This window comes from Duganella sp. AC917 (assembly GCF_979258245.1).
In genome coordinates this window covers 4,861,288-4,882,759 of the sequence record NZ_OZ409848.1, presented here as the reverse complement: position 1 = coordinate 4,882,759, position 21,472 = coordinate 4,861,288, and the positions used below count along the sequence as shown (strand labels likewise).

At 61.6% G+C, this 21,472-nt stretch carries 23 protein-coding genes; 12 read left to right on the top strand and 11 right to left on the bottom strand.

Annotated elements, in window-relative coordinates; translation table 11 throughout:
* Window positions 1–138: 138 nt before the first annotated feature.
* Window positions 139–498 carry a DUF4148 domain-containing protein gene (locus ACZ0BA_RS21385; RefSeq protein ID WP_463453184.1) on the top strand — a complete coding sequence of 120 codons (360 nt, stop codon included), beginning with the start codon at window positions 139–141 and terminating at the stop codon, window positions 496–498.
* Between the two features lie 202 nt (window positions 499–700).
* The gene (locus tag ACZ0BA_RS21380) at window positions 701–2,332 is read left to right on the top strand and encodes a methyl-accepting chemotaxis protein (protein ID WP_463453183.1); all 1,632 of its coding nucleotides are present in this window, start codon (window positions 701–703) and stop codon (window positions 2,330–2,332) included.
* Window positions 2,333–2,384: 52 nt separating this feature from the next.
* Here the strand turns inward: ACZ0BA_RS21380 and ACZ0BA_RS21375 are convergent, their stop codons facing one another.
* From ACZ0BA_RS21375 to ACZ0BA_RS21365, 3 genes are all read right to left on the bottom strand, one after another.
* Window positions 2,385–2,798 carry a hypothetical protein gene (locus ACZ0BA_RS21375; protein ID WP_463453182.1) on the bottom strand — a complete coding sequence of 138 codons (414 nt, stop codon included), beginning with the start codon at window positions 2,796–2,798 and terminating at the stop codon, window positions 2,385–2,387.
* A gap of 19 nt (window positions 2,799–2,817) precedes the next feature.
* The gene (locus ACZ0BA_RS21370) at window positions 2,818–4,422 is read right to left on the bottom strand and encodes a methyl-accepting chemotaxis protein (RefSeq protein ID WP_463453181.1); all 1,605 of its coding nucleotides are present in this window, start codon (window positions 4,420–4,422) and stop codon (window positions 2,818–2,820) included.
* A gap of 89 nt (window positions 4,423–4,511) precedes the next feature.
* Window positions 4,512–5,108 carry an NADPH-dependent F420 reductase gene (locus ACZ0BA_RS21365; protein WP_463453180.1) on the bottom strand — a complete coding sequence of 199 codons (597 nt, stop codon included), beginning with the start codon at window positions 5,106–5,108 and terminating at the stop codon, window positions 4,512–4,514.
* A 115-nt stretch (window positions 5,109–5,223) separates the two neighbouring features.
* Here ACZ0BA_RS21365 and ACZ0BA_RS21360 point away from each other — a divergent pair, with 115 nt between their 5' ends.
* Window positions 5,224–6,147 (top strand): LysR family transcriptional regulator, encoded by a 924-nt coding sequence (locus tag ACZ0BA_RS21360; protein ID WP_463453179.1) that lies wholly within the window; start codon window positions 5,224–5,226, stop codon window positions 6,145–6,147.
* Window positions 6,148–6,153: 6 nt separating this feature from the next.
* Here ACZ0BA_RS21360 and ACZ0BA_RS21355 read toward each other — a convergent pair whose 3' ends face one another.
* Entirely contained in the window at window positions 6,154–6,780 is a 627-nt protein-coding gene (locus ACZ0BA_RS21355) for an OmpW/AlkL family protein (RefSeq protein ID WP_463453178.1), read from the bottom strand.
* Window positions 6,781–6,966: 186 nt separating this feature from the next.
* Here ACZ0BA_RS21355 and ACZ0BA_RS21350 point away from each other — a divergent pair, with 186 nt between their 5' ends.
* From ACZ0BA_RS21350 to ACZ0BA_RS21315, 8 genes are read left to right on the top strand one after another with little or no spacing between them, the layout of a single operon-like run.
* The gene (locus tag ACZ0BA_RS21350; RefSeq protein WP_463453177.1) at window positions 6,967–7,470 is read left to right on the top strand and encodes a (2Fe-2S)-binding protein; all 504 of its coding nucleotides are present in this window, start codon (window positions 6,967–6,969) and stop codon (window positions 7,468–7,470) included.
* A complete protein-coding gene (locus tag ACZ0BA_RS21345) occupies window positions 7,467–9,662 on the top strand; it encodes a xanthine dehydrogenase family protein molybdopterin-binding subunit (protein WP_463453176.1) in 2,196 nt (731 codons plus the stop codon). Before ACZ0BA_RS21350 ends, ACZ0BA_RS21345 begins: the two co-directional genes overlap by 4 nt.
* Before the next feature lie 13 nt (window positions 9,663–9,675).
* Window positions 9,676–10,161, top strand: coding sequence for a sulfur oxidation c-type cytochrome SoxX (soxX, locus tag ACZ0BA_RS21340; RefSeq protein WP_463453175.1), 486 nt, complete (start codon window positions 9,676–9,678; stop codon window positions 10,159–10,161).
* A complete protein-coding gene (locus tag ACZ0BA_RS21335; RefSeq protein WP_463453174.1) occupies window positions 10,158–10,610 on the top strand; it encodes a SoxY-related AACIE arm protein in 453 nt (150 codons plus the stop codon). The genes soxX and ACZ0BA_RS21335 overlap by 4 nt, the downstream gene beginning before the upstream one ends.
* Window positions 10,610–10,936: a thiosulfate oxidation carrier complex protein SoxZ gene (gene soxZ / locus ACZ0BA_RS21330; RefSeq protein ID WP_463453173.1), complete on the top strand. Its 327-nt coding sequence runs from the start codon at window positions 10,610–10,612 to the stop codon at window positions 10,934–10,936. Before ACZ0BA_RS21335 ends, soxZ begins: the two co-directional genes overlap by 1 nt.
* A complete protein-coding gene (gene soxA / locus ACZ0BA_RS21325) occupies window positions 10,933–11,706 on the top strand; it encodes a sulfur oxidation c-type cytochrome SoxA (RefSeq protein ID WP_463453172.1) in 774 nt (257 codons plus the stop codon). The genes soxZ and soxA overlap by 4 nt, the downstream gene beginning before the upstream one ends.
* Window positions 11,707–11,760: 54 nt before the next feature.
* Window positions 11,761–12,084, top strand: a complete 324-nt coding sequence (locus tag ACZ0BA_RS21320; protein ID WP_463453171.1) for a c-type cytochrome — start codon at window positions 11,761–11,763, stop codon at window positions 12,082–12,084.
* Window positions 12,081–13,358, top strand: a complete 1,278-nt coding sequence (locus tag ACZ0BA_RS21315) for an FCSD flavin-binding domain-containing protein (RefSeq protein ID WP_463453170.1) — start codon at window positions 12,081–12,083, stop codon at window positions 13,356–13,358. Before ACZ0BA_RS21320 ends, ACZ0BA_RS21315 begins: the two co-directional genes overlap by 4 nt.
* Window position 13,359: 1 nt before the next feature.
* On the opposite strand, the gene ACZ0BA_RS21310 is transcribed toward ACZ0BA_RS21315, so the two are convergent.
* Complete coding sequence (locus ACZ0BA_RS21310; protein ID WP_463453169.1) at window positions 13,360–14,100, bottom strand: substrate-binding periplasmic protein; 741 nt, start codon at window positions 14,098–14,100, stop codon at window positions 13,360–13,362.
* A gap of 54 nt (window positions 14,101–14,154) precedes the next feature.
* Entirely contained in the window at window positions 14,155–16,011 is a 1,857-nt protein-coding gene (locus ACZ0BA_RS21305) for a YsnF/AvaK domain-containing protein (RefSeq protein ID WP_463453168.1), read from the bottom strand.
* Window positions 16,012–16,198: 187 nt separating this feature from the next.
* Here ACZ0BA_RS21305 and ACZ0BA_RS21300 point away from each other — a divergent pair, with 187 nt between their 5' ends.
* Window positions 16,199–17,197, top strand: coding sequence for a hypothetical protein (locus ACZ0BA_RS21300; RefSeq protein WP_463453167.1), 999 nt, complete (start codon window positions 16,199–16,201; stop codon window positions 17,195–17,197).
* A 98-nt stretch (window positions 17,198–17,295) separates the two neighbouring features.
* Here the strand turns inward: ACZ0BA_RS21300 and ACZ0BA_RS21295 are convergent, their stop codons facing one another.
* The 5 genes from ACZ0BA_RS21295 to ACZ0BA_RS21275 all read right to left on the bottom strand — a co-directional run bounded on the left by ACZ0BA_RS21295 (window position 17,296) and on the right by ACZ0BA_RS21275 (window position 21,462).
* Complete coding sequence (locus tag ACZ0BA_RS21295; RefSeq protein WP_463454804.1) at window positions 17,296–17,685, bottom strand: HI0074 family nucleotidyltransferase substrate-binding subunit; 390 nt, start codon at window positions 17,683–17,685, stop codon at window positions 17,296–17,298.
* 65 nt (window positions 17,686–17,750) lie between these two features.
* Window positions 17,751–18,608, bottom strand: a complete 858-nt coding sequence (locus ACZ0BA_RS21290; RefSeq protein WP_463453166.1) for a PoNe immunity protein domain-containing protein — start codon at window positions 18,606–18,608, stop codon at window positions 17,751–17,753.
* Between the two features lie 11 nt (window positions 18,609–18,619).
* On the bottom strand, window positions 18,620–19,429 hold the full coding sequence (locus ACZ0BA_RS21285; RefSeq protein WP_463453165.1) for a PoNe immunity protein domain-containing protein: 810 nt from the start codon (window positions 19,427–19,429) through the stop codon (window positions 18,620–18,622).
* A gap of 17 nt (window positions 19,430–19,446) precedes the next feature.
* The gene (locus tag ACZ0BA_RS21280) at window positions 19,447–20,424 is read right to left on the bottom strand and encodes a PoNe immunity protein domain-containing protein (protein ID WP_463453164.1); all 978 of its coding nucleotides are present in this window, start codon (window positions 20,422–20,424) and stop codon (window positions 19,447–19,449) included.
* A gap of 60 nt (window positions 20,425–20,484) precedes the next feature.
* Entirely contained in the window at window positions 20,485–21,462 is a 978-nt protein-coding gene (locus ACZ0BA_RS21275) for a PoNe immunity protein domain-containing protein (protein ID WP_463453163.1), read from the bottom strand.
* Window positions 21,463–21,472: the final 10 nt, after the last annotated feature.

Genomic DNA, 21,472 nt, shown 5'->3' with positions numbered 1-21,472 from the left:
TGACCGGAAAATTGCGCTTTTTTATCTGAAAACTTAATACTAAGATGAACTTATCGACGAACACAACGCAACACGTTCCGCAACATCGCCGAACAGCGCTCTCCGGAGCATGCAGTTAATCAGATAAGGAGCACTACCATGAACGTCAAATCCATCATCGCATCGGTTTCCCTGCTGGTTGCCGCCGGCGCTGCTTTCGCCCAGGCACCGTCGGGCCAATTGACCCGTGAACAAGTCATTGCCGAGACCGTCGCCGCGCGCGCCGCCGGCCAGCTGGACCAGAACGAACTGACGATCACGCAATCGTTCGCGAACGCCTCGCCGAGCGCCCTGAGCCGCGCCGACGTCAAAGCGCAGACCGTGGCCGCGCGCAACGCTGGCGCGCTGGACCATAACGAAGCCTACGACGACCCCGCCTACATGACGCCGAGCGCCCGCAAAGCCGATGTGAAGGCGCAAATGGCCGCCAAAGCCGCTCAAGGCGGTAGCACACAATAAGTATCTCTTTCGACGTGCCCGGCGCGGCATGGGCCGCCGGGTAACGCATCCTCAGCAAACGGGCGCAGCGATAAAGATCGCCGCGCCCGTTTTTATTGTTGAGTGTTCGTTACGCATTCCCATATAAACAACAAGGTAGCGTTATCACTCCCGGCATTTAACGTTTTTCGGTATAGTTTCCTGTGGAAAACAGGAGACTTTTATGAATAAATTATCTTTCCAGCAGAAGCTGTGGGTGCCATTGATTTGCAGCCTGCTGTGCATTACCGCCATCTTCCTGTATCAGACGTTCGAGGTCCGCAGCCTGCGCATCGAAGAACGCAGCAACGAATTGCGCCACATCGACGATGCCGGCCTGAGCATCGTCAAACAGTTCGGCGACAAGGCCGCCGCCGGCACGATGACCAAGGAAGAGGCGCAAAAGCAAGCGATGGCGCTGATCAAGGGTCTGCGCTACGGCAAGGACGGCTATATCACCATCACCAGCGGCACCGTGTCGCTGATGAATCCGTTCAAGGCGGAAAACGATGGCAAGGACATGGTCGACTTCAAGGACCCGAACGGCACCTATTTATACCGCGACATCCGTGGCGCAGGCGCCTCGCCGGAGGGCGCCGGCTTCGTGCGCTACTGGTGGACACGGCCGAACACCACCGTGCCGGTGCCCAAGATGAGCCGCGTGCAGCATTACGCCCCGTGGAACTGGGACTTGACCACCGGCGTGTACATGGATGACATCGACGCGGCCTTTCAAGCCTCGCTGTTGAAGTCGGCCGGATTGCTGGCGGCGGTGTGCGTGCTGCTGTGGACGATCGTCAGCCTGGTCAACAAGAGCTTGCGCCATACCATCGGCGGCGACCCGGATTACGTCAGCAAGGTCGCGCTGCAGATCGCCGGCGGCGACCTGAGCGCGTCGATCAAGACCCACGCGAGCGACAACGCCAGCATCCTGTTCGCGATGAAGTCGATGCAGGGTCGGCTGGCCGAGACCATCGGCGAGATCCGCCGCAGCGCCGACACCATTGCCACCGCCTCGGGCGAGATCGCCTCGGGCAATATGGACTTGTCGGCCCGTACCGAATCGCAGGCCAGCTCGCTGGAAGAGACGGCTGCGTCGATGGAAGAATTGACCTCCACCGTCACGCAGAACGCCGATAACGCGGTGCAGGCCAATCAGCTGGTCATGTCGGCCTCGGCCGTCGCGGAAAAAGGCGGCAAGGTGGTGTCGCAGGTGGTGCAGACGATGGATACGATCAACGCGTCGGCGACGCGCATTGTCGACATCATCAGCGTCATCGATGGCATCGCGTTCCAGACCAACATCCTGGCGTTGAACGCGGCGGTCGAAGCGGCCCGCGCCGGCGAGCAGGGCCGTGGCTTCGCGGTGGTGGCCTCCGAGGTGCGCAACCTGGCGCAGCGCTCGGCCGGCGCGGCCAAGGAGATCAAGGAGCTGATCAACGCGTCGGTGGACAGCATCAGCGCCGGCAGCGCGCTGGTGGCCGAGGCCGGAACGACGATGGATCAGGTGGTCGCCAGCGTGTCGCGCGTGACGCAGATCATGTCGGCGATCACGGCCGCGTCGAGCGAGCAGAGCACCGGGATCGGCCATGTCAATACGGCGATCACCGAGATGGATTCGGTCACGCAGCAGAACGCGGCGCTGGTGGAGCAAGCCGCCGCTGCGGCGGGCAGCATGCAGGAGCAGGCTGGCAATCTGGCCGAGCTGGTGAGCCGGTTCAAGCTGAGCGGCGACCAGCCGCAGCAGAGTGTTGCCATCCATCAGCCGCGCGCGGCAGCGAGGCCGGCGCCGCGCCGGGTGGCGTTGTCGCGTTAAGATAGGACCGGGGGGCAGGCACGGCTTGTTCCCCGGGCATCCGTCGAGTTTTTTACTGCGCCGGTTCCAGCACGGCCGCTTCAAACACCAGCTTGCCCCCGTCCACGCGGAACACGCCGATCAGTTCCCCGCCGTCGCCTTTGACATCCGGATACTGCGTGCAGGTTTGCGTCTCGACCTGCCACATCTCGCCGCCGGCGCGCAGGGTCCACACATTATCCCCGCCCGACAGCAACTCGATCTCGACATCGTCGGCGGGCATGTCCGACAGCTCGATCCTGCGCAAGCATTGCGGCAAATGCTGCATGATCAGTTCCACACTGCTCTGGCTGCTCCAGAAATACTTCTGCGACCGGTGCACCGTCATCACGTGCTCGCTATTGCCGGTTTCCGGGTAGTACGAAGCGCTGTCGTCGACACACGCCGTCAGCATCAGGGACATCAGTACTATCAGTATCTTGCGCATGGGCGGGTTCCGGTCGGTACTATCGAGTTTGCAACATTATAGCCGTCCCCGGCTGTGCAACCCGCAGCGTCGGCGCCGCCGCGCCCGTTTTGAAGAAACCGACCACCCTGGCCAACGCTTCGGCCTGCTCCTGCATGCTCTGCGACGCGGCCGCCGCCTGCTCCACCAGCGCCGCGTTCTGCTGCGTGACCTCGTCCATCTGCGTGATGGCGACGTTGATCTGTTCGATGCCCATGGTCTGCTCCTGGCTGGCCGAGGTGATCTCGCCCATGATGTCGGTCACGCGCTGGATGCTGGCGACGATGTCGCCCATGGTCTGGCCGGCCTCGTTGACCAGCTTGGAGCCGTCGTCGACGTTGGCCACCGAGGCCGAGATCAGTTGCTTGATCTCCCTGGCCGCCGCCGCCGAACGTTGCGCCAGGTTGCGCACTTCCGACGCCACCACCGCGAAGCCGCGCCCTTGTTCACCGGCGCGCGCCGCCTCCACCGCCGCGTTCAGCGCAAGGATATTGGTCTGGAAGGCGATGCCGTCGATGACCGAGATGATGTCGACGATCTTGCGCGACGAGGCGTTGATCGATCCCATCGTGTCGACCACCTGGGCGACGATGGCGCCGCCCTTGCTGGCCACTTCCGACGCGCTGCGCGCCAGCGTGTTGGCCTGGCGCGCGTTGTCGGCGTTCTGTTTGACGGTGGAGGTCAGCTCCTCCATCGACGACGCGGTTTCCTCCAGCGAGCTGGCTTGCTGCTCGGTGCGCGATGACAGGTCCATGTTACCGGCGGCGATTTCATTTGAGGCGACCGTGATGGTGTCCGTGCCTTGCCGTACCTGGCCGACGACATTGAGCAGGCTATCGTTCATGGCCTTGAGAGCGCTCAGCAGCCGCCCGGTTTCGTCGGTGGCGCTCACTTCGATGCGGGTCGACAGGTCGCCGGCGGCCACCGTTTCGGCCAGGTCGACGGCGGCGTTGAGCGGCACCGTGATCGAGCGCGTGATGAACCACGCCACCGCGGCGCCCAGCGCCACGGCCAGCACGCCGAGACCCACCAGCAGCAGCTTCGCCGATCGCAGCACCGCCTCGACGTCGTCGCCCGCCTGTTTGGCCTCGGCGCTTTCGAGGGCGACGATGTCGTTCAAGACCTTGAGCACGCCCTGCAGGCTGGGGGCGGCCGTCTGCGTCAGGTAGGCGGTGGCGTCCTGGATCTCGCCTTCCTTGCGTAGCTCGATCACCTTGTTGTTCTTGGCGGCGCCGTCGGCGATCAGCGCGTCCAGGTTGGCCAGCATGGCCTTTTCCTTGTCGTCCGTAGCGCGCCCGGACAGGATTTTTTTCGCCTCGCCATACTTCTTGCGCGCCTCGTCGATTTTCTGCAGCTCGGCGTTGACTTCCGGCGTGCTCGGGACCACGACGATATTGGTCAGGTGTAGCGTGACATCGCGGACGCTGTCGACCATGTGGTTGGCCGCTTCCATCTTGACATTCTTGTCTTCGATGATGTCTTGGGTGCTGCTGCCGATGCGGCTCATGGAACCGAGTCCCAGCACCAGCACGGCGACAAGCAGCGCCAGGACGATGGCGAAGCCGGCGCCGAGGCGCGTGCCGATTTTTACGTGGTCGAGGGTCATGGCGGCATTCCTTTGATTTCACACAGGCAAGTATCTCAATATACGCGCCCGTGCCCATTAAAGGAATGCGCTGTCGTGGTGCAGCAACGTTAGCCGAATTTGACCAGATTGAGGACCGGCAGCGGGCCGCCGGGGAACTGCGCCAGTCGGCCGCCGCCATCGACGGTGCCCAGGTCGACGCCGGCGAAGCCCAGTTGGTCGATCAGTTGGCCGACGGTTTTTTTGGCGTCGGCGTCGTCGCCCGAGTAGAACAGCACGCGGCGACCGCCCTCCGCTTGCGGATCGCTTTGCAGCAGCGCGGCGCCCAGATGGTTGAAGGCCTTGACGACGCGGGCGCCCGGCAGCAGGTCGGCCAGCACCAGGCTCGATGCGCGGCCGCCCAGGTCCACCGCCTTGAACGACGGCGCTTCGATCGCGTTGTTGGCGTCGACGACGATGCGGCCATTCCATGCGGGCAGGCTGCGCACCGCGTCGGGGATGCGGCTCCACTGCACGGCGAGGAAGACCACGTCGGCCTTGGCCGCTTCTTCGATGGTGACGGGGCGGATGGACGGCAGCTCCTGGTGCAGCGCGGCCAGCGATTCCGGACCACGGCTGTTGGCGATGGAGGCGGCGATGCCGGCTTTGGACAGGTTGCGTGCGATGGCCGAACCGATGGCGCCTGCGCCGATGATGGAGATGTTCATGGTGTGTTTCCTTTCAATGTTTGGTTGCGATGAGTTCAGTATGGCCGTCCGCACTTGCTACGGGTAGTCGTGGCTTGGTAGTATCAGCTTCAAGCAAACGTTGAAAGCCTCGTCCATGGAAACGCTGTCCAATCTTGAATCTTTTGTCCGCAGCGCCGAATCGTCCAGTTTTTCGGCGGCAGCACGCCGCCTGGCACTGACGCCGGCCGCCGTCAGCCGCAATGTGGCGCAGCTTGAGCGCAACCTGGGCGTGCGCCTGTTCCAGCGCACCACGCGCGGGCTGACGCTGACCGAGGCCGGCGAACGGTTTCTCAACTCCGTCGGCGCGGGGCTGGACGGCATCCAGGGCGCGATCGCGGAAGTCACGGCCAAGGCGGGCGAGCCGGCCGGCGTGCTGAAACTGAGCATGGCGCCGGGCTTCGGCCGCCGTCACGTGCTGCCGCTGATGCCGGCGTTTGTGGCGCGCTATCCGGAGGTGACCCTGGACATCCATCTGGAAAACCGTCGCGTGGATCTGGTGGCCGGCGGCTTCGATGCGGCGATCGGCGGCGGCTTCGAGTTGTCGCCGGGCGTGGTGGCGCGCGAGCTGATGCCGGCGCATGGCGTGGCGGTGGCGTCGCCGGCTTACCTGGAGGGACGCATACCGCCGGTCACGCCGGCGGACCTGGCGGACTTCGACGCGATCGTCATGCGCTCGCCACAGAGCGGCAGGGCCAAGTCGTGGGAGATGCGCAACCGGGCGGGAGACGGCATGTCGGCGCTGCTGCGGCCGCGCGTGTTCCTCAACGATCCCGATGCGATCGTCGCTGCGGCCTTGATGGGCATGGGCGTGGCGACGCTGGTGATGACCGATCTGGAATCGCATCTGGAAAGCGGCGCGCTGCAACGCGTGCTGCCGGACTGGTATCTCGACGTTGGCGCCATCTCGCTGTACTTCACCAGCCAAAAATTAATGCCCGCGAAAACGCGGGCGTTCGTGGATTTTATGACGGAAGCGTTCCGCGCACAGAAAATGGCGGCACGGTATTCGGCGGTCTAAATTAACTTAGAAGCGGTAGCCGACACCCACGCCGATCATCAACGGATCGACCTTGACGCGGCTGGCCTTGGCGCCGCCGATCATCACGTCGCTGCGGATCTGCGCTTTCTTGACGTCGAAGTTGAGCGACCATTGGTTGTCGATGGCGTAATCGACGCCGGCCTGCAGCACCAGCCCCACGCTGTCGTGTTCCAGGCTGGCCGCGCCGTTGAGCAGGCGCACCTTGGACAGCGTGGTGTAGTTGATGCCGGCGCCGACGTAGGGCTTGAACGGCGCGTCCGGCGTGAAGTGGTACTGCACCAGCAGCGACGGCGGCAGGTGCTTGAAGCTGCCGATGTTGGTCCCGTCCAGATAGACGTCGTGCTTTTGCGGATAGGTCAGCACCAGCTCCGCCGCCAGATTGGGGGTGAAGAAGTAGGAGACGTCGAATTCGGGGATGGTCTTGTCGCTGACGGTGAGGCGGTCCGACGCGCCAACGCCGCCGATCGGGGCCGACTTGTCGGCCGTGTCCAGATGCACGGCGCGCACGCGCACCAGCCATGGCGACTCTTGCGCCACCGCGTTGCCCATTGCTACACCCGTCAGGCTCAGGGTGGCCAGTACTGCTGCTGCGATTGCTCTGGTCTTGCTCATTTCACTTCCTCTTTGATGTCGTCGTTGTGTGGTCACTCGGTACGTTTCAAAGTCTATTGATCTGGAGCACGAAAAACTTTGATCCAAGTCAAGAATGGAAATATTTCATGCATGCTGCAGAGTTGATGTAGTGGGTGTAGTATCACCAGCGGTGTATTCCGGCTATCAAAATCCAGGGAGAAGTGCATGGCTAAACTGAACGTCAACGGCGTGGTACGCGAATTCGAGGCGGAGGAAGACACGCCGCTGTTGTGGGTCATACGCGAGCAACTGGGGCTGACCGGCACCAAGTACGGCTGCGGCGTGGCGCAGTGCGGCGCCTGCACCGTGCATATCGACGGCGAGCCGACGCGCAGCTGCGTGCGGCCGGTGTCCACCGTCACCGCCGAACAAAAGATCACCACCATCGAGGGGCTGTCCAAGGACGGCTCGCACGCGATCCAGAAAGCCTGGGCGGCGCTGGACGTGCCGCAGTGCGGCTTTTGCCAGTCCGGCATGATCATGGCCGCCGCCGCGCTGATACGCGAAAAGCCGAAGGCCACCGACGCCGATATCGATATGGCGATGACCAATATCTGTCGATGTGGCACCTACAACCGGGTGCGCGCGGCGATCCATGTGGTGGTCAAGGGCGGCGATCCGAAAAGCGCCGGCCTCAATATCCAGCATGTGGAAGGAGGCAAGGCATGAGCGGCGTGACCGTATTGCCAGGCTCCGTTTCGCGCCGGGGCTTTTTGAAGGGCGCGGCCGCCGGCAGCCTGGTGGTGGCGTTTCATATTCCGTTCGAGGCGGTGGCGCAGGGTGCGCCGGCCTCCTCTAAGGGCACGCCGGAGGTCAACGCGTGGGTGGTCGTCAAGCCGGACGACACCATTGTGATCCGCATCGCCCGCTCCGAAATGGGCCAGGGCACGCTGACAGGCCTGGCGCAGCTGGTGGCCGAGGAGCTCGACGCCGACTGGAGCAAAGTCACCACCGAATATCCGACCCCGGGACAGAACCTGGCGCGCAAGCGCGTCTGGGGCAGCTTCTCCACCGGCGGCAGCCGTGGCATCCGCGAGTCGCATGACCTGGTGCGCAAGGGTGGCGCCACGGCGCGCATCTTGCTGGTGCAGGCGGCGGCTGATGCGTGGAAGGTGCCGTCGTCCGAGTGCGTGGCCGCCGTCAGCGTGATTACGCACGAGGCGAGCGGACGCTCCATCAGCTACGGCAAGGTGGCGGAGGCGGCGTCGAAGCTGAGCCCTCCGGCCGAGGTGATGCTCAAGGACCCCAAAGACTGGAAGCTGGTCGGCAAGCGCCTGGCGCGCCTCGATACGGTGGACAAGACCACCGGCGCGCAAATCTACGGCATGGACATCAAGATGCCCGGCCTGCTCAATGCCGCCATCAAGGATTGCCCGGTGTTCGGCGGGACGGTCAAGAGCTTCGACGCCAGCGCGATCGAAAAGCGCCCCGGCGTGAAGAAGGTGATCAAGGTCGGCGACAGCGCCGTGGCGGTGGTGGCCGACACCTGGTGGCGCGCCAAGTCGGCGCTCGATGCCTTGCCGATTGAATGGGACAAGGGCCCGAACGCGAATTTGTCGAGCAAGGACGTGGCGGCAACCTTGAAGGCGGCGCTCGACGCGCCCGATGCGGTGGTCGGCAACTCCAATGGCGACGCCAGGGCGGCGATCAAGTCGGCGGCGCGCACCATCGAGGCGGTGTATTCGTATCCGTGGCAGAACCACGCGACCATGGAGACCATGAACGCGACCGTGATCTGGACCCCGGAACGCTGCGAAGTATGGACGCCGACGCAAAACGGCGAGGCCGCGCTGGCGGCGGCGTCCGAGGCGGCGGGGCTGCCGGCGGCCAAGTGCGACGTCTACAAGATGCACCTGGGCGGCGGCTTTGGCCGGCGCGGCGCCTCGCACGACTGGGTGACGCAGGCGGTGAAGATCGCCAAGGAGATGCCGGGCACGCCGGTCAAGTTGATCTGGACCCGCGAAGAGGACATGCAGCATGGCCGCTACCATCCGATCACCCAGTGCAAGCTGACCGCCGGCCTGGATGCAAAGGGCAATATCACTGGCCTGCACATGCGCATCGCCGGCCAGTCGATCCTCGCTTCGCTCGGCATGGCGATCAAGGATGGCAAGGACCCTGTGGTGTTCCAGGGGCTTAACGCGCCGGGACCGGAGGCGTCGATCGGTTATTCGTTCCCGAATCTGCTGATCGATCACGCGATGCGCAATCCGCCGGTGCCGGCGGGCTTCTGGCGCGGCGTGAACCTGAACCAGAATGCGATTTACCTGGAATGCTTCCTCGACGAGATAGCCTTCGCGACCAAACAGGACCCGCTGGCGCTGCGCCGCAAGCTGATGGCCGAGCATCCCAAGCATCTGGCGGTGCTCAACGCGGTGGCTGAAAAGGCCGGCTGGGGCAAGCCGGCGAAGAAGGGCGTCTATCGCGGCCTGGCGCAGACGATGGGCTTTGGCAGCTACGTTGCCGCATGTGCCGAGGTATCGGTCGACCAGAAGACGGGCAAAGTGAAGGTTTTGCGCATTATCGCGGCGACCGATCCGGGTTACGCGGTCAATCCGCAGCAGATCGAGGCGCAGATCGAAGGTTCGTTCGTGTATGGGCTGTCGGCGTCGCTGTACGGCGAATGCACTTTGAAGGATGGTCAGATCGAGCAGACCAACTTCGATACTTATCCGGTGCTCAAGCTCGACGAGATGCCGAAGGTGGAGTCCATCATCATGCCGTCGGGCGGATTCTGGGGCGGCGTGGGCGAGCCGACCATCGCGGTGGCCGCGCCAGCGGTGCTGAACGCGATCTTTGCCGCCACCGGCAAGCGGATACGCGACCTGCCGTTGAAGAACCACAGTTTGAAGAAGGCGTAGGAAGGGTGGCGGCGTGGCGGCGCGCATAGGTGGCAAGGATGTCGGCCGGCTGGCGCTGGCCGGCTGCGTCGCCTTGGTGGCGCTGGCTATCGCGCGGCCTGCCGCCGCCGATCCGGGCTATGCGGTCTCCGGCGACGGTATCGCCGCACCGTTGACCGGCGCGGTTGCCGGCGATGCGGTGCGTGGCCGCGCGCTGGTGGCGAACCGGCAGGCCAGCCTTTGCCTGTTGTGCCATACCGGTCCGATTCCCGAGGAGCGCTTCCAGGGCAATCTGGCGCCCGACCTGCAAGGCGCGGGCCAGCGCTGGAGCGCGGCACAGCTTCGGTTGCGCATCGTCGACGCCAGCCATTTCAACCCGTTGACGATCATGCCTTCCTATTTCAAAACCGATGGCCTGAACCGCGTGGCGCCGGCCTTTCGGGACAAGACGATATTGACCGCGCAGCAGATCGAGGACGTTGTGGCCTGGCTGCTGACGCTGAAGGAGCAAACACCATGAAGCGCCGCGACATGCTGGCCGCCGCAGGCACCGGGCTGGCGATGCTGGCGCTGGTGCGCCCGGCTTTCGCCAACACCGAGGAGATGGCTGCGGCGATCGATACCTTCACCGGCGGCGTCAAGCCGACCGAAGGCAAGGTGACGTTCGATATCGCACAGCTGATCGACAACGGCAACGCGGTGCCGGTGACGATTACCGTCGATAGCGCGATGACCGCCGCCGACCATGTGAGCGCGATCGCCATTTTCAACGAGCGCAATCCGCAGACCGATGTGGCGGTGTTCACACTTGGCCCGCGCGCCGGCAAGGCGCAGGTATCCACGCGCATACGGCTGGCCACATCGCAGAAACTGACGGCGGTGGCGCGCATGAGCGACGGTAGCTACCGGTCCGCATCCGTGAGCGTGATCGTGGCGCTGGCGGCCTGCATCGAAGGGGAGGCTCCCTGATGGCGCGCGCATTGATCCACATGCCGGCGACGGCCAAACGCGGCGAAGTGATCGAGATCCGTGCGTTGATCGGGCATCCGATGGAGACGGGGTACCGCCCCGGCGCCGACGGCAAGCTTATCCCACGCGACATCATCCGCAAGTTTGTATGCCGCTACGACGGTGAGCAGGTGTTTGGCGCCGAGCTGCATCAGGCGATATCGGCCAATCCGTATATCAGCTTCTTCACCATCGCGACGGAGACGGGGACGCTGGAGTTCACGTGGGAGGGCGACCAGGGTTTCGCCCAGACGGAGAAGATGAATTTGACGGTGGGGCCGGCATGAACCGGCGACTGGGCGGCGCTGCGTGCTGCCTTGCCGGCGTGTTGATGCTGGGCGCGACCAGCGCGCAGGATACGCGCCGCTCCGGCAGTGAGTTCATGAGCGCATCTACGCAGGCGATGCAGCGTGACGACACGCTCAATCCCGCGATGCTATGGATCAGTGGCGGCGAGGCGCAGTGGGGCGCCGCCGCCGGCAAGAGCGGCAAGTCGTGCGCCAGCTGTCACGGCGAGGCGAAGCAGAGCATGCGCGGCGTGGCTGCGCGCTACCCTGCTTTTCACGCCGGTAGCAAGATGACGATCAATCTGGGTCAGCGCATCAATATGTGTCGCGAGCGGAAACAGCAGGCGCCGGCGCTGCGGGTGGAGAGCGAGGAGCTGATCGGGTTGGAGGCGTATGTGGCGATGCAGTCGCGTGGCATGCCGGTGGAACCGCCGCAAGATGCGGGGACCAGGGCAGCGGCCGTGCGCGGCAAGGCCTTGTATGTGCAGCGTATCGGTCAATTGAATTTGTCGTGCGCACAGTGTCACGACCAGCAGGCGGGCAAACGGCTGGCCGGCAGCACGATACCAGAAGCGCATGCCGCCGCGTATCCGATCTATCGGCTCGAGTGGCAGGCGATGGGATCGTTGCAGCGTCGCCTGCGCAATTGCATGAGCGGCGTGCGCGCCGAGGTGCCGGCGTTTGGCGCACAGGAGCTGGTGGACCTGGAAGCCTGGCTGGCCGTTCGCGACAAGGGAATGAAGATGGAGACGCCAGGGGTAAGGCCGTAACACGTCCCCGTGGTGAGGTTATTTTTGCGTTCAACGCATGCTTAGGGGATGGCTATGTTCTTCAAAATCTTAACGGTGGCGGGACTGTCGCTGGCCGCCACCAACGCCGGCGCGACAACCATCTCCGCCGGCGCGCGCCTCGCCGCCAACTGCGCGGCATGCCACGGCACCAACGGCGATACCAAAAACGCGCCGAATTTCGCCACGCTACCCGGTCTGGCCGGGCAGCCCCGCGAAAATCTGGCCGCCAGCCTGCGCGCCTTCAAATCCGGCACGCGACCGTCAACCATCATGACCCAAATCGCCAAGGGCTACACCGACGAGCAGATCGAACTGCTGGCGGCCTTCTTTGCCGCGCAGAAGAAAGCGACGCCATGAAACGCCGCCAATTCATCCAGGCCGCAGGCGCAGGCGCCTTGCTGGCATCGTCCGCCGGTTGCGCCAGCATCGGCGGCAAGGCGCGTCCGCAGGTGGTGGTGGTCGGCGGCGGATACGGCGGCGCCACCGCCGCCCGTTACGTGCGCATGTGGAGCGAGGGCGCCATCGACGTAACCCTGATCGAACCGGATGCCGGTTTCATCTCCTGCCCGCTATCGAATCTGGTGCTGGGCGGTTCGCGCGGCATCGCCGACTTGTCGCTGTCGTATGACGCACTGGCGGGCAAGCATGGCGTGCGCATCGTGCGCGATACGGTGACCGCCATCGACGCCGGCAAACGTACGCTGGCGCTGGCCGGCGGGCAGACGCTGTCGTACGACCGGCTGATCGTCTCGCCGGGAGTGGAGTTCATGTGGGACCAGCTGCCCGGCATGTTGAAACCCGGCGCGCGCGAGGCGGTGCTGCATGCGTGGAAGGCCGGCGCGCAAACCGTCGCGCTGCGCGCGCAGCTGGAATCGATGCCCGACGGCGGCGTCTTCGCGGTGACCATTCCGCCGGCGCCGTATCGCTGTCCTCCGGGGCCGTACGAGCGCGCGTCGCAGATCGCTTTCTACTTCAGCCGCTTTAAGCCGAAATCGAAGGTGCTGATTTTGGATGCGAATGACGACGTGGTGTCCAAGGGGCCGCTATTTAAGAAAGTGTGGAAGGAGCGGTATGGCGGCATTATCGAATACCGGCCGTCGTTTAGAACCGCCGATATCGATGCGGGAACGCGCACGGCGGTGTCGGAGCTGGGGGATCGGGTGCGGGCGGACGTGCTTAATGTGATTCCGCCGCAGCGGGCAGGGTCGATCGCGGTGCAAAGTGGCCTGGCTAACGCCAACGGCCGCTGGTGTGGCGTGGATTTTCTCAGTTTCGAATCGACGCAGGCCAGGAATATCCACGTGCTGGGGGATGCGATTCAGGTGTCGCCGTTGATGCCCAAGTCGGCGCACATGGCCAACCAGCATGCCAAGGTGTGTGCGGCGGCGGTGGTGGATTTGCTCAACGGCCGCGCGCCCGATCCGCACCCGATGCTGACCAATACTTGCTACAGCTTCGTGTCGGACACGGATGTGATTCACGTGGCGTCTGTGCACGCTTATAACGCGGAGCAGAAGACGCTGCTGGTGGTGTCCGGTTCGGGTGGCGTGTCGGCGGGACCGAGCGCATTGGAGGGACAGTATGCGATGAACTGGGCGCGCAATATCTGGGCCGATACACTCGGCGCGTGAGTCACCGGTAGCGCGCCAGAATCTGGTCGATGCTGCCGTCCTTCAGCATGGTCTCTATGACACTGTTGACTTGACCGAAAGGCACCTGCGACTTGCGCGAGAACGCGCATTGCGCCTTGAAATTGATAAACACCAGCTCTGGACGCAAATGCAGCGCCGGATGCTGGCGCTGCAGGTAGGACATCGTGGTCTCGCCGATGACGGCGTACTGCGTCTTGCCGGCCAGGATCTGCTGGATATTCTGCTCGATCGTGATCGCGTCCATGCGCGTGAACCCCTTGCCCAGCACCTGCTCGATGCGTGGATACCGGTAGCCGGCCACCGTGCCGACCGGCTTGTTGCGCAGGGCCCGCAGCGATTCGACCGGCGGTGCGTCGCCACGCGCGACGACCATTTCAGTGTCCGGCAGCAGCGGCGTGCTCCAGTTGTAGTCGCCATCGATCCAGAACGGCATCACGTAGCACATGCCGTCGGCGCGGCCGCTGGTCAGCACTTGCTTTACCCCCGGCACGTCGACGCTGATATAGACCGCGCGCCGCCCCAGCCGCCTCGCCATGGCGTCGCCCAGGTCCTTGAGGATGCCGCCCGTCAGGATGCCGTTCTCGAAGCGCACGATCGGCATGGCCTGGTCCAGCGGCGCGATCATGATGTATTCCCCCGGCGCCGCGTGCGCGCCGGTCGAGGCGCATAGCGGCAAGATCGTCAACAACGTGGCCGCTATGCGCTGGGCGGTTTTGAGCATGTCCGGTTATCCTGAATGAGGGTATCCCCTCATTATAAGGCGGACACGACCGCATCAGGCCGTCATGCGATCCCAGCCTTCGCGGACAGCCGCCTTGAATTTTTCCCACCCCGATTGCGGATAGCTGCTTTCCCAGTTGCTGCGCAGTTCCGGTTCGACGTCGTTCCACTGCCGGCCCTTGTAGGAAGCGTTGGACGCCATCGACGAGCCGTAGCGGTAGGCCGGGTCGTAGTCCTCGTAGGCGCCGCCGGCGCTGGCGTAGTTGTTTTGCCAGTGCGAGCGGAAGTGGGTGTCCGTCTCGGGCGCGATTTGTTCGACCTCGACGTCGGTGCTGCGCACGGTGTCGTTGATCTGCTCCTGCCGTTGCGACACATCTTTGCCGACCACGACCTCCTCGACCACGTGTGCGGTCTTCTGCACCACAGCCTCTTCGGCGCTTTCGCGCAGCTCGAACGACTTTTCCTGGAACGCGGGCACCTGGTCCGGCGCGATGGCCTGGTCCACCGGATGGCGCTCGATGGTGACGTGCTCTTCGCGCAGGGTGATGTCTTCCTGCACCGGGGTTTCGATCACGCGCTGATAGACACGTACGCCGCCGCGCTGCACGGTTCGCTTGCCGACTTTGAGCTCCTCCTGGATCACGGGGATCGCCTGTTCCTCGGCGGTGGTGCGCTGCATCGAGCCCGGCTGGGCCGACTGCGCGCCCTGCGTGATGCCGGCCGACGCAGGCTGCGTGCCTGACATCGCGTCCGTGTCCAGTGACTGCGCGCCTTGCATGGCGCCCGCCTCCGACGACTGCGATCCTTGCATCAAGCCAACCTCGGACGATGGCGTGCCCTGCAACGAGCCCAGATCCGTCGACTGTGCGCCTTGCAACGAACCCACATCTGCCGACTGCGCGCCTTGCATTGAACCCACATTCGTCGACTGCGTACCTTGCATGATGCCGGACGCTGCCGACCGCGCGCCCAAGGTCTCGCCCGCCACTGTCGATGGCGCGCCTTGCATGTCGCCGGCAGCCGATATTTGCGCTTCCTGCATCGAGCCGGACATGGCCGATTGGCTGCCCTGATGCGCGCCCTGGTAGGCTTGCGGCTGCGGAACATGCCCCGTCATCCCCTGGTGCTCGTCGATGTCGATCGGGCCGAAGCCCTCGACAATGTCCGCAGCGCGTTCGATCTCGTCCTCGGTGGCGGCTTCGACCGTCAGCATGGTGTTGCCGCGGTTGATGGCGGTGGTGTAGGTATGTCTGTCGGCGTGTTCGTCGTTGCCGAAGATGCTGCTGAAAAAGTGCATGATGCTGCCGCCGATGCTGTCGTCGGCGCCGTCTTGCGTCTGCGTGCCGGTGCCCGAGGCCAGCCGCACGGTATCGCTGCCGAAACCTGCGTTGAGCAGCTCTGCCTTTGCGCGTTCGGCATCGCCGCGTTGTTCGAATACTGCCGCCAGTGTATGTGCCATGGTTGCTTCCTTGGTGAGAGTGGATGAGGGTTGCCCGCCGTTCCCGTCGTCGAAGCGCTCGACCGTCACGTGCTCCGCGCGCAGCGGCACCGTCTGCTGGTGCCGGTTGGCGTGACGCTGCCGTGTAATGTGTAGTTCCTCCTTGATCCGGTAGCGCTTTTCCACCACCAGCACTTCTTCGAGCACTGGAACGATGAAGGTGTCGGCATCGTAGCGCGCGGCGGGGGGCGCGCTGACGATACGGTCGACCGGCACGTGCCGGATATCGAGCTCGTCACGCCACAAGGTCTGATCAACCTGATGCGGATGACTACGCACTTGCTTGTGAACGCGCACGCCACGGCCGGTCTCGGCCAGGCGCGTGCGCACGTGCACTTGCTCCTGATACACGGGCAGCGTGACCGGTTCGCCTTCTGCGGCGTGCGGCGGTGGAGTGTGGGATTCGTTGGCCATTTGGAGGTGTGCCGGCGCTAGAAACGGGATACCCAGTCTACGTCGGCGCCGCGCCGACCAGCGCCCGTTTGCCGCTTAGAAAAACGCGCGCCTGGTTTTCCTGAAGGCAAGCGGGCGCTGAGTTTGCCGCTTACCACGTAGACTGATTTTTCGTATCGATCTCATCCGTTTAACCGAGGAGCCCATCATGACCCACACACTGGCAGCCGTATTTGAAACCCGCGCCGAGGCCACCCAGGCTCAGGAAGAACTGATCTTGAATGGCTTCGATCGCGGCAATATCAAGATTAGCGATTCCGGCAGCGCCGCCGGCCGCGCGCGCATCGACGACGACGCATCGATCCTGGGCAACATCAAGCAGATGTTCAGCGAACTGATCGGCCGCGAGCACGCCGACCGTCATGTTTACGCGGAAGCGTTGAACCGCGGACACACGGTGCTGACCGTGGAATCCGAGGACCTGGCCAAGGCCGACCTGGCCGCCGACATCGTCGAAGACTTCAACCCAATCGACATCGACGAGCATGAAACCATGTGGCGCGCCAGCGGCTGGACCGGCGCGGAAATCCTGCGCAGCGGCACCGGCATGCAGCAGACCTCGTTCGGCGGCTCGCAAAGCACGCCCGAGCCTGCGCTGCAAAGCGCCCCGGAGCCGCACGGCATCCGTCCGCGCGAAGAGGCGGTCGAGTTCGTCCGCTCCGAGCAGGGCATGCTGACGCAGGGCTCGCTGCAGCGCGGCGAAGTGATTTCGCCGGACGGCCCGTTCGCCGGCGATCCGCTGGCCGAGGGACAGCGCACGGTCCAGCGCAGCGGCATGCGCATCTATCCGCGCGATGTCGCCGCCGGCGCCAATCAGGACAGCTTGAATATCATGCGCGGCGAGCGGGTTGACGAGCTCGATAGTCAGGCTAATCAGGATAGTTTGAACATTCTGCGCGGCGACACCGACGGCGACGAATATTTCCGGTCGCACTGGGAGAAGACCTACACAGGCGGCACCTATCAGGAATACAACCCGGCATATCAATATGGCGAATCGATGGCCGGCAGCCCGACGTATCAAGGCAAGCCCTGGGAGCACGCCGAGCCCGAGCTGCGCACGACCTGGGAGAATACCTATCCGCAGTCGAACTGGGAAAAGTTCAAGGAGGCGGTGCGGGCCGGTTGGGATCGTGTGACGAAGTAAGTGTTATTGGCGGCGCTTGGCGGATTAGGGTTGACGCCTGATCCGCCGCAGCGACTCGCGGATCGGTTCACTCAGCCCGAAAGGAAATGTTTTGTCGGCTACTGTGCCCATGTTCGTATCCTCGCAGCGAGCTCGGAGAAAAGCCGTACACCATCGACTTTGACGAACCGATAGACAAGCAGCGCCTGGGCTTCGTCATAGGTATGGCTGGTCAGATTGCGCATGCGATATAACTGGCTCCAACCGTTTCCGTCCACCAGCAGCCCCGGTTCGAGCGCCGCCTGTAACGTTTCTTTGGCACTGAGCACGACGATGTCTTGGGTTCCCAGCCAAAGATTAATCGCCTTCCACGCAAGCTCATACGTGAATTCAAACTGTTGGATGGACGCGTCGCGCAGAGACGAATCTTCAGGTTGAGCCAGCGTTTCCTCGAGACGCACGAACGCGGAGAAAAAGTCACGGCTGCGTTCGGCGAGACGATTGTTCAGGTGATATCGGAAGGTTGATAGCCCATTATAGCTCCCTCGTTTGCACGTCCCGCGATAGGGGCGGACTAAGATGCAGCATCCTGGCTGGTGTAGAGTTCCTCTCTCCGCAATTTACGGCCATAGTCCAGCAGGTCTTTTGGATAGACCAAGTGGTTGATCTGGCTGTCGTCCAAGTCCAGGAGGTAGACCGCCGCAGCCGCCTCGAATGCCCAGTAGCCGTAATAGCCGGCGTAGCCCTCCTTGCTGACATTCAGGTGCTCGTCATACCAGCGCGGATGATCCTTCATGGAGGGATACCATTCCTTGAGATACTGCTGAACAAGGTCGAGCGTTTTCTGTTCGTCCTCTTCATAGAAGACTTGCAGCAGGATATTGTACGGGTCCTCAAGCACGCACGACGACAGCGCCATGCCATCTTCGATGTATCCGCCAATTAATTGTTCAAAGAGCCCATCTTCGCCTCGGTGGCTTCGCAGTATGTGAATGATGCGTTTGACCGAGTGGAGATCACGCAGCAATATGGCGATGCTCACTAGCTGAAGGGTGTCCTCATAATCAAACAGGATTGAAAAGTCCGGTGCGGCGCGGTATTTGTACGGTCCGTATTCCGGGACCTCCAGCGCGGCCTCTTTTTGGAACGCTTGTTCGATATCGTTCCATTCCTCAAACGCGTCGACTATGCAAGCTATCCGTGGCGCTAATTCCGCAACTGGAACGCCTGCTGTGTAGTCGAGTATCCAGATCCAGAAAGCTTCCAAATAGAGGAAACGATGAGCGATGGACTGGTCCTCGGCCGTTTCTGGGAATTGCTTGTTTTTAAGTTGGCCTTCAATCAGCAATATCTGATTCGCACGTGTTTTCTCATAAAGATCTTCGTTAAGAAACTGCTGACGGCGACGTTCATGAAAGGGCAAATTCTTCATAGTTGATTTCGTTACAGGACGTCTGTTTTGCGCGGGATGCTGCGGGCGTAATCGACCAAGTCTTTGGGATATACCATCTCGTCACGGTAGCTGGAGTCATCGATTTCGTAGAGGTAGGTGAAGGCACCCGAGCACATGGCCCAGTATCCGAAATACGGCGTGAACTCCGGCTTGATCTTTTCGTGCTTCCCCCAAAAGTGAGCTTTCCCCTTCATATTGGTGTACCATTTTTTTACGTGTTGGCGCATTTCTGCGGCCATATCTTCCGGGGTATCGCTATCCACGACGTCCAGCAGCTTCTTATACTGTTTTTTCCAGAGGAGATAATCAAGCCATGGGCGGTCCGGGAGGAAAAGCTTAAAAAGTTCTTCTAGCACGGCGTCAACGCGATCAAAATCCGTACCTTCGTTAAAAGCGCAAATTCTTGGCACCAAATCTTCCCGGCGCAACAGGATTGCGACGGCTACCATGTTCAGATAGCCGACATACGTGTCGATCATGTCGTTCATGATGAATGGAGGGTAGTAGTCGTCGTCTGGAACCTCATCCAGGCACGCAATCCAGCGCTCATAAGCGATGACGATGCTGTCCAGGGAATTCGCTAGATCCGCTAGGCTTTCGCCAGCCGTATAGCGCAGCTGAAAAATTATCCAGCTATCCAAGGCCGCCGTTTGCAGATCCCTACACCTGTCGACCAGAGGTAGATTTTGTGGGGACTCGATAGCATTCTCGGCCTCTAGCTGGGCAACAGTATTTCGATAGCTTTCTTCGTCGAGGTAAATTTGGCGTCGACGATTGTCGAACTCGATTGGTGTCGGCATTTGCAAGTCCCTAAAATTTATTGGCCTCGCAGCCACTGCCAAATCGTCAGGCCGTATTGTGCATCCGGGAAGTCTGACATGACCGTTCCTACGGCGAAGTGCGCTTGGCTGTCCGTTTTTGCCGGCGTGAACCATAGGCCGGACTTCGGACAGAGTTCCCCACCTGCTACGCGCAACGGCTTGGTCATCGTCTCTTGAGCATCGTAGCGTGGGATGCTGCGTGCGTAATCGGCCAGGTCTTTGGGATACACTGTCTCGTTACGGTAGGCCGAGTCGTCGATGTCGTAGAGGTAGGTGAATGCCGCCGCGCACATCGCCCAGTAGCCGTCGTAGGGAGTGAACTCTGGCTTGATTTTCTCATGCTGCCCCCAGAAGTGGGCCTGCCCCTTCATATCGGCATACCAGTTTTTCACGTAGCGCTTCATTTCGGTTCGCATCTCTTCTGGCGTATCGCTGTCGATAGCGTCGAGCAGTTTGCGGTAGGGCTTATCCCATAGCCAGTGATCCAATTCAGGACGATCTGGCAGGAAAAACTTGAATAGTTCCTCTAGCACTGCATCGACTCCGTCAAAATCTGTTCCTTCATTTAGCGCACAGATTCTTTCTATCAAGTCCTCACGCCGCAATAGGATGGCGACAGAAACGATGTTCAAGTACCGAACATATGTGTCTATCAGATCGTTCATGATGAACGGCGGATGGTATTGGCTGTCCGGCAGCTCGTCCAACGCTTCGACGTAGAGTTCGTAGGAAGCGACGACATGGTCAAGCGAGTTTGCCAATTCCGTGAGGCTTTCGCCGGCGGTATATTTCAGCTTGAAGATGACCCAACTGTCAAATGCCCTTGCTCGCAGATTTCTACATAGATCCTCTTGGGATAGGCTGGGACCTAAGGGCCGACCGGTTTCAACCTCGAGCTGGGCAATCGTGCTGCCGCAGCTATCTTGATCTAGAAAGACTTGGCGCCGCCTATTTCTGAATTCTGAATTTTTCATTGGCGGAGCCTTGTTTCGGGGCAGGACTTGCCTTCCTCAAAGAGAGTTTAGTGCCCGCCTTTAATTGGACAGCCACTGCCAAATAGTAAGACCGTACTGCGCATCCGGGAAGTCCGGCATTGTGACGCCGGCGGAAAAACGTCCTTCGCTGTCCGTTTTTGCCGGCGTAAACCAAAGGCCGGACTTTGGACACGGCTCCCCACCCGCTACCCGTAACGGCTTCGCAATGGTCTGTTGGTTTTCATCGTAGCGTGGGATGCTACGTGCGTAATCAACGAGGTCTTTGGGATACACGGTTTCGTTACGGTATGACGAGTCGTCAAGATTGTAGAGATAGGTAAAGGCAGCCGCGCACATTGCCCAATAGCCATAGTACGGTGTGAAATCAGGTTTGATCTTTTCATGCTTATTCCAGAAATGGGCGAGCCCTTTCATGTCGGCGTACCACCTCTTAACGTAGATCTTCATAGCCTGCTCCATCTCGGGCACAGTATCGCTGTCGATAGCATCAAGCAGCTTTCGATATGGTTTGTCCCATAGCCAATAATCCAAGTTCGGGCGGTCCGCAAGGAAAAATTTGAATAATTCCTCCAGCACCGCATCGGATTGATCGAAGTCGGTTCCTTCGTTAAGCGCGCATATTCTCGCTATCAAGTCCTCACGACGCAATAAAATTGCGGCACAAAGAAGATTTAAATAATCGACATAGGTGTCAATCATGTCGTTCATCATGAAGGGCGGATGATATTTGTCATCTGGTAGTTCATCAATGGCTTCGACGTATTGTTCATATGCAAGAACAATTTCATCCAGAGAGCTCGCCAGCTCTGTGAGGCTTTCGCCGGCAGTAAATTTTAGCTGGAAAATTATCCAGTGGTCTTGTGCATTTAAAGAAAAATTGGTGCATAAATCTTCTTGCGAGAGGCCTGGGACGGTTGGAATCGCATTCTCGGTCTCAATTTGCTTGACTGTATTGATGTAGCTTTCTTCGTCAAGATAACTTTGACGCCTTCTACTAATGAAATTGGATTTTTCCATGATATTTCGG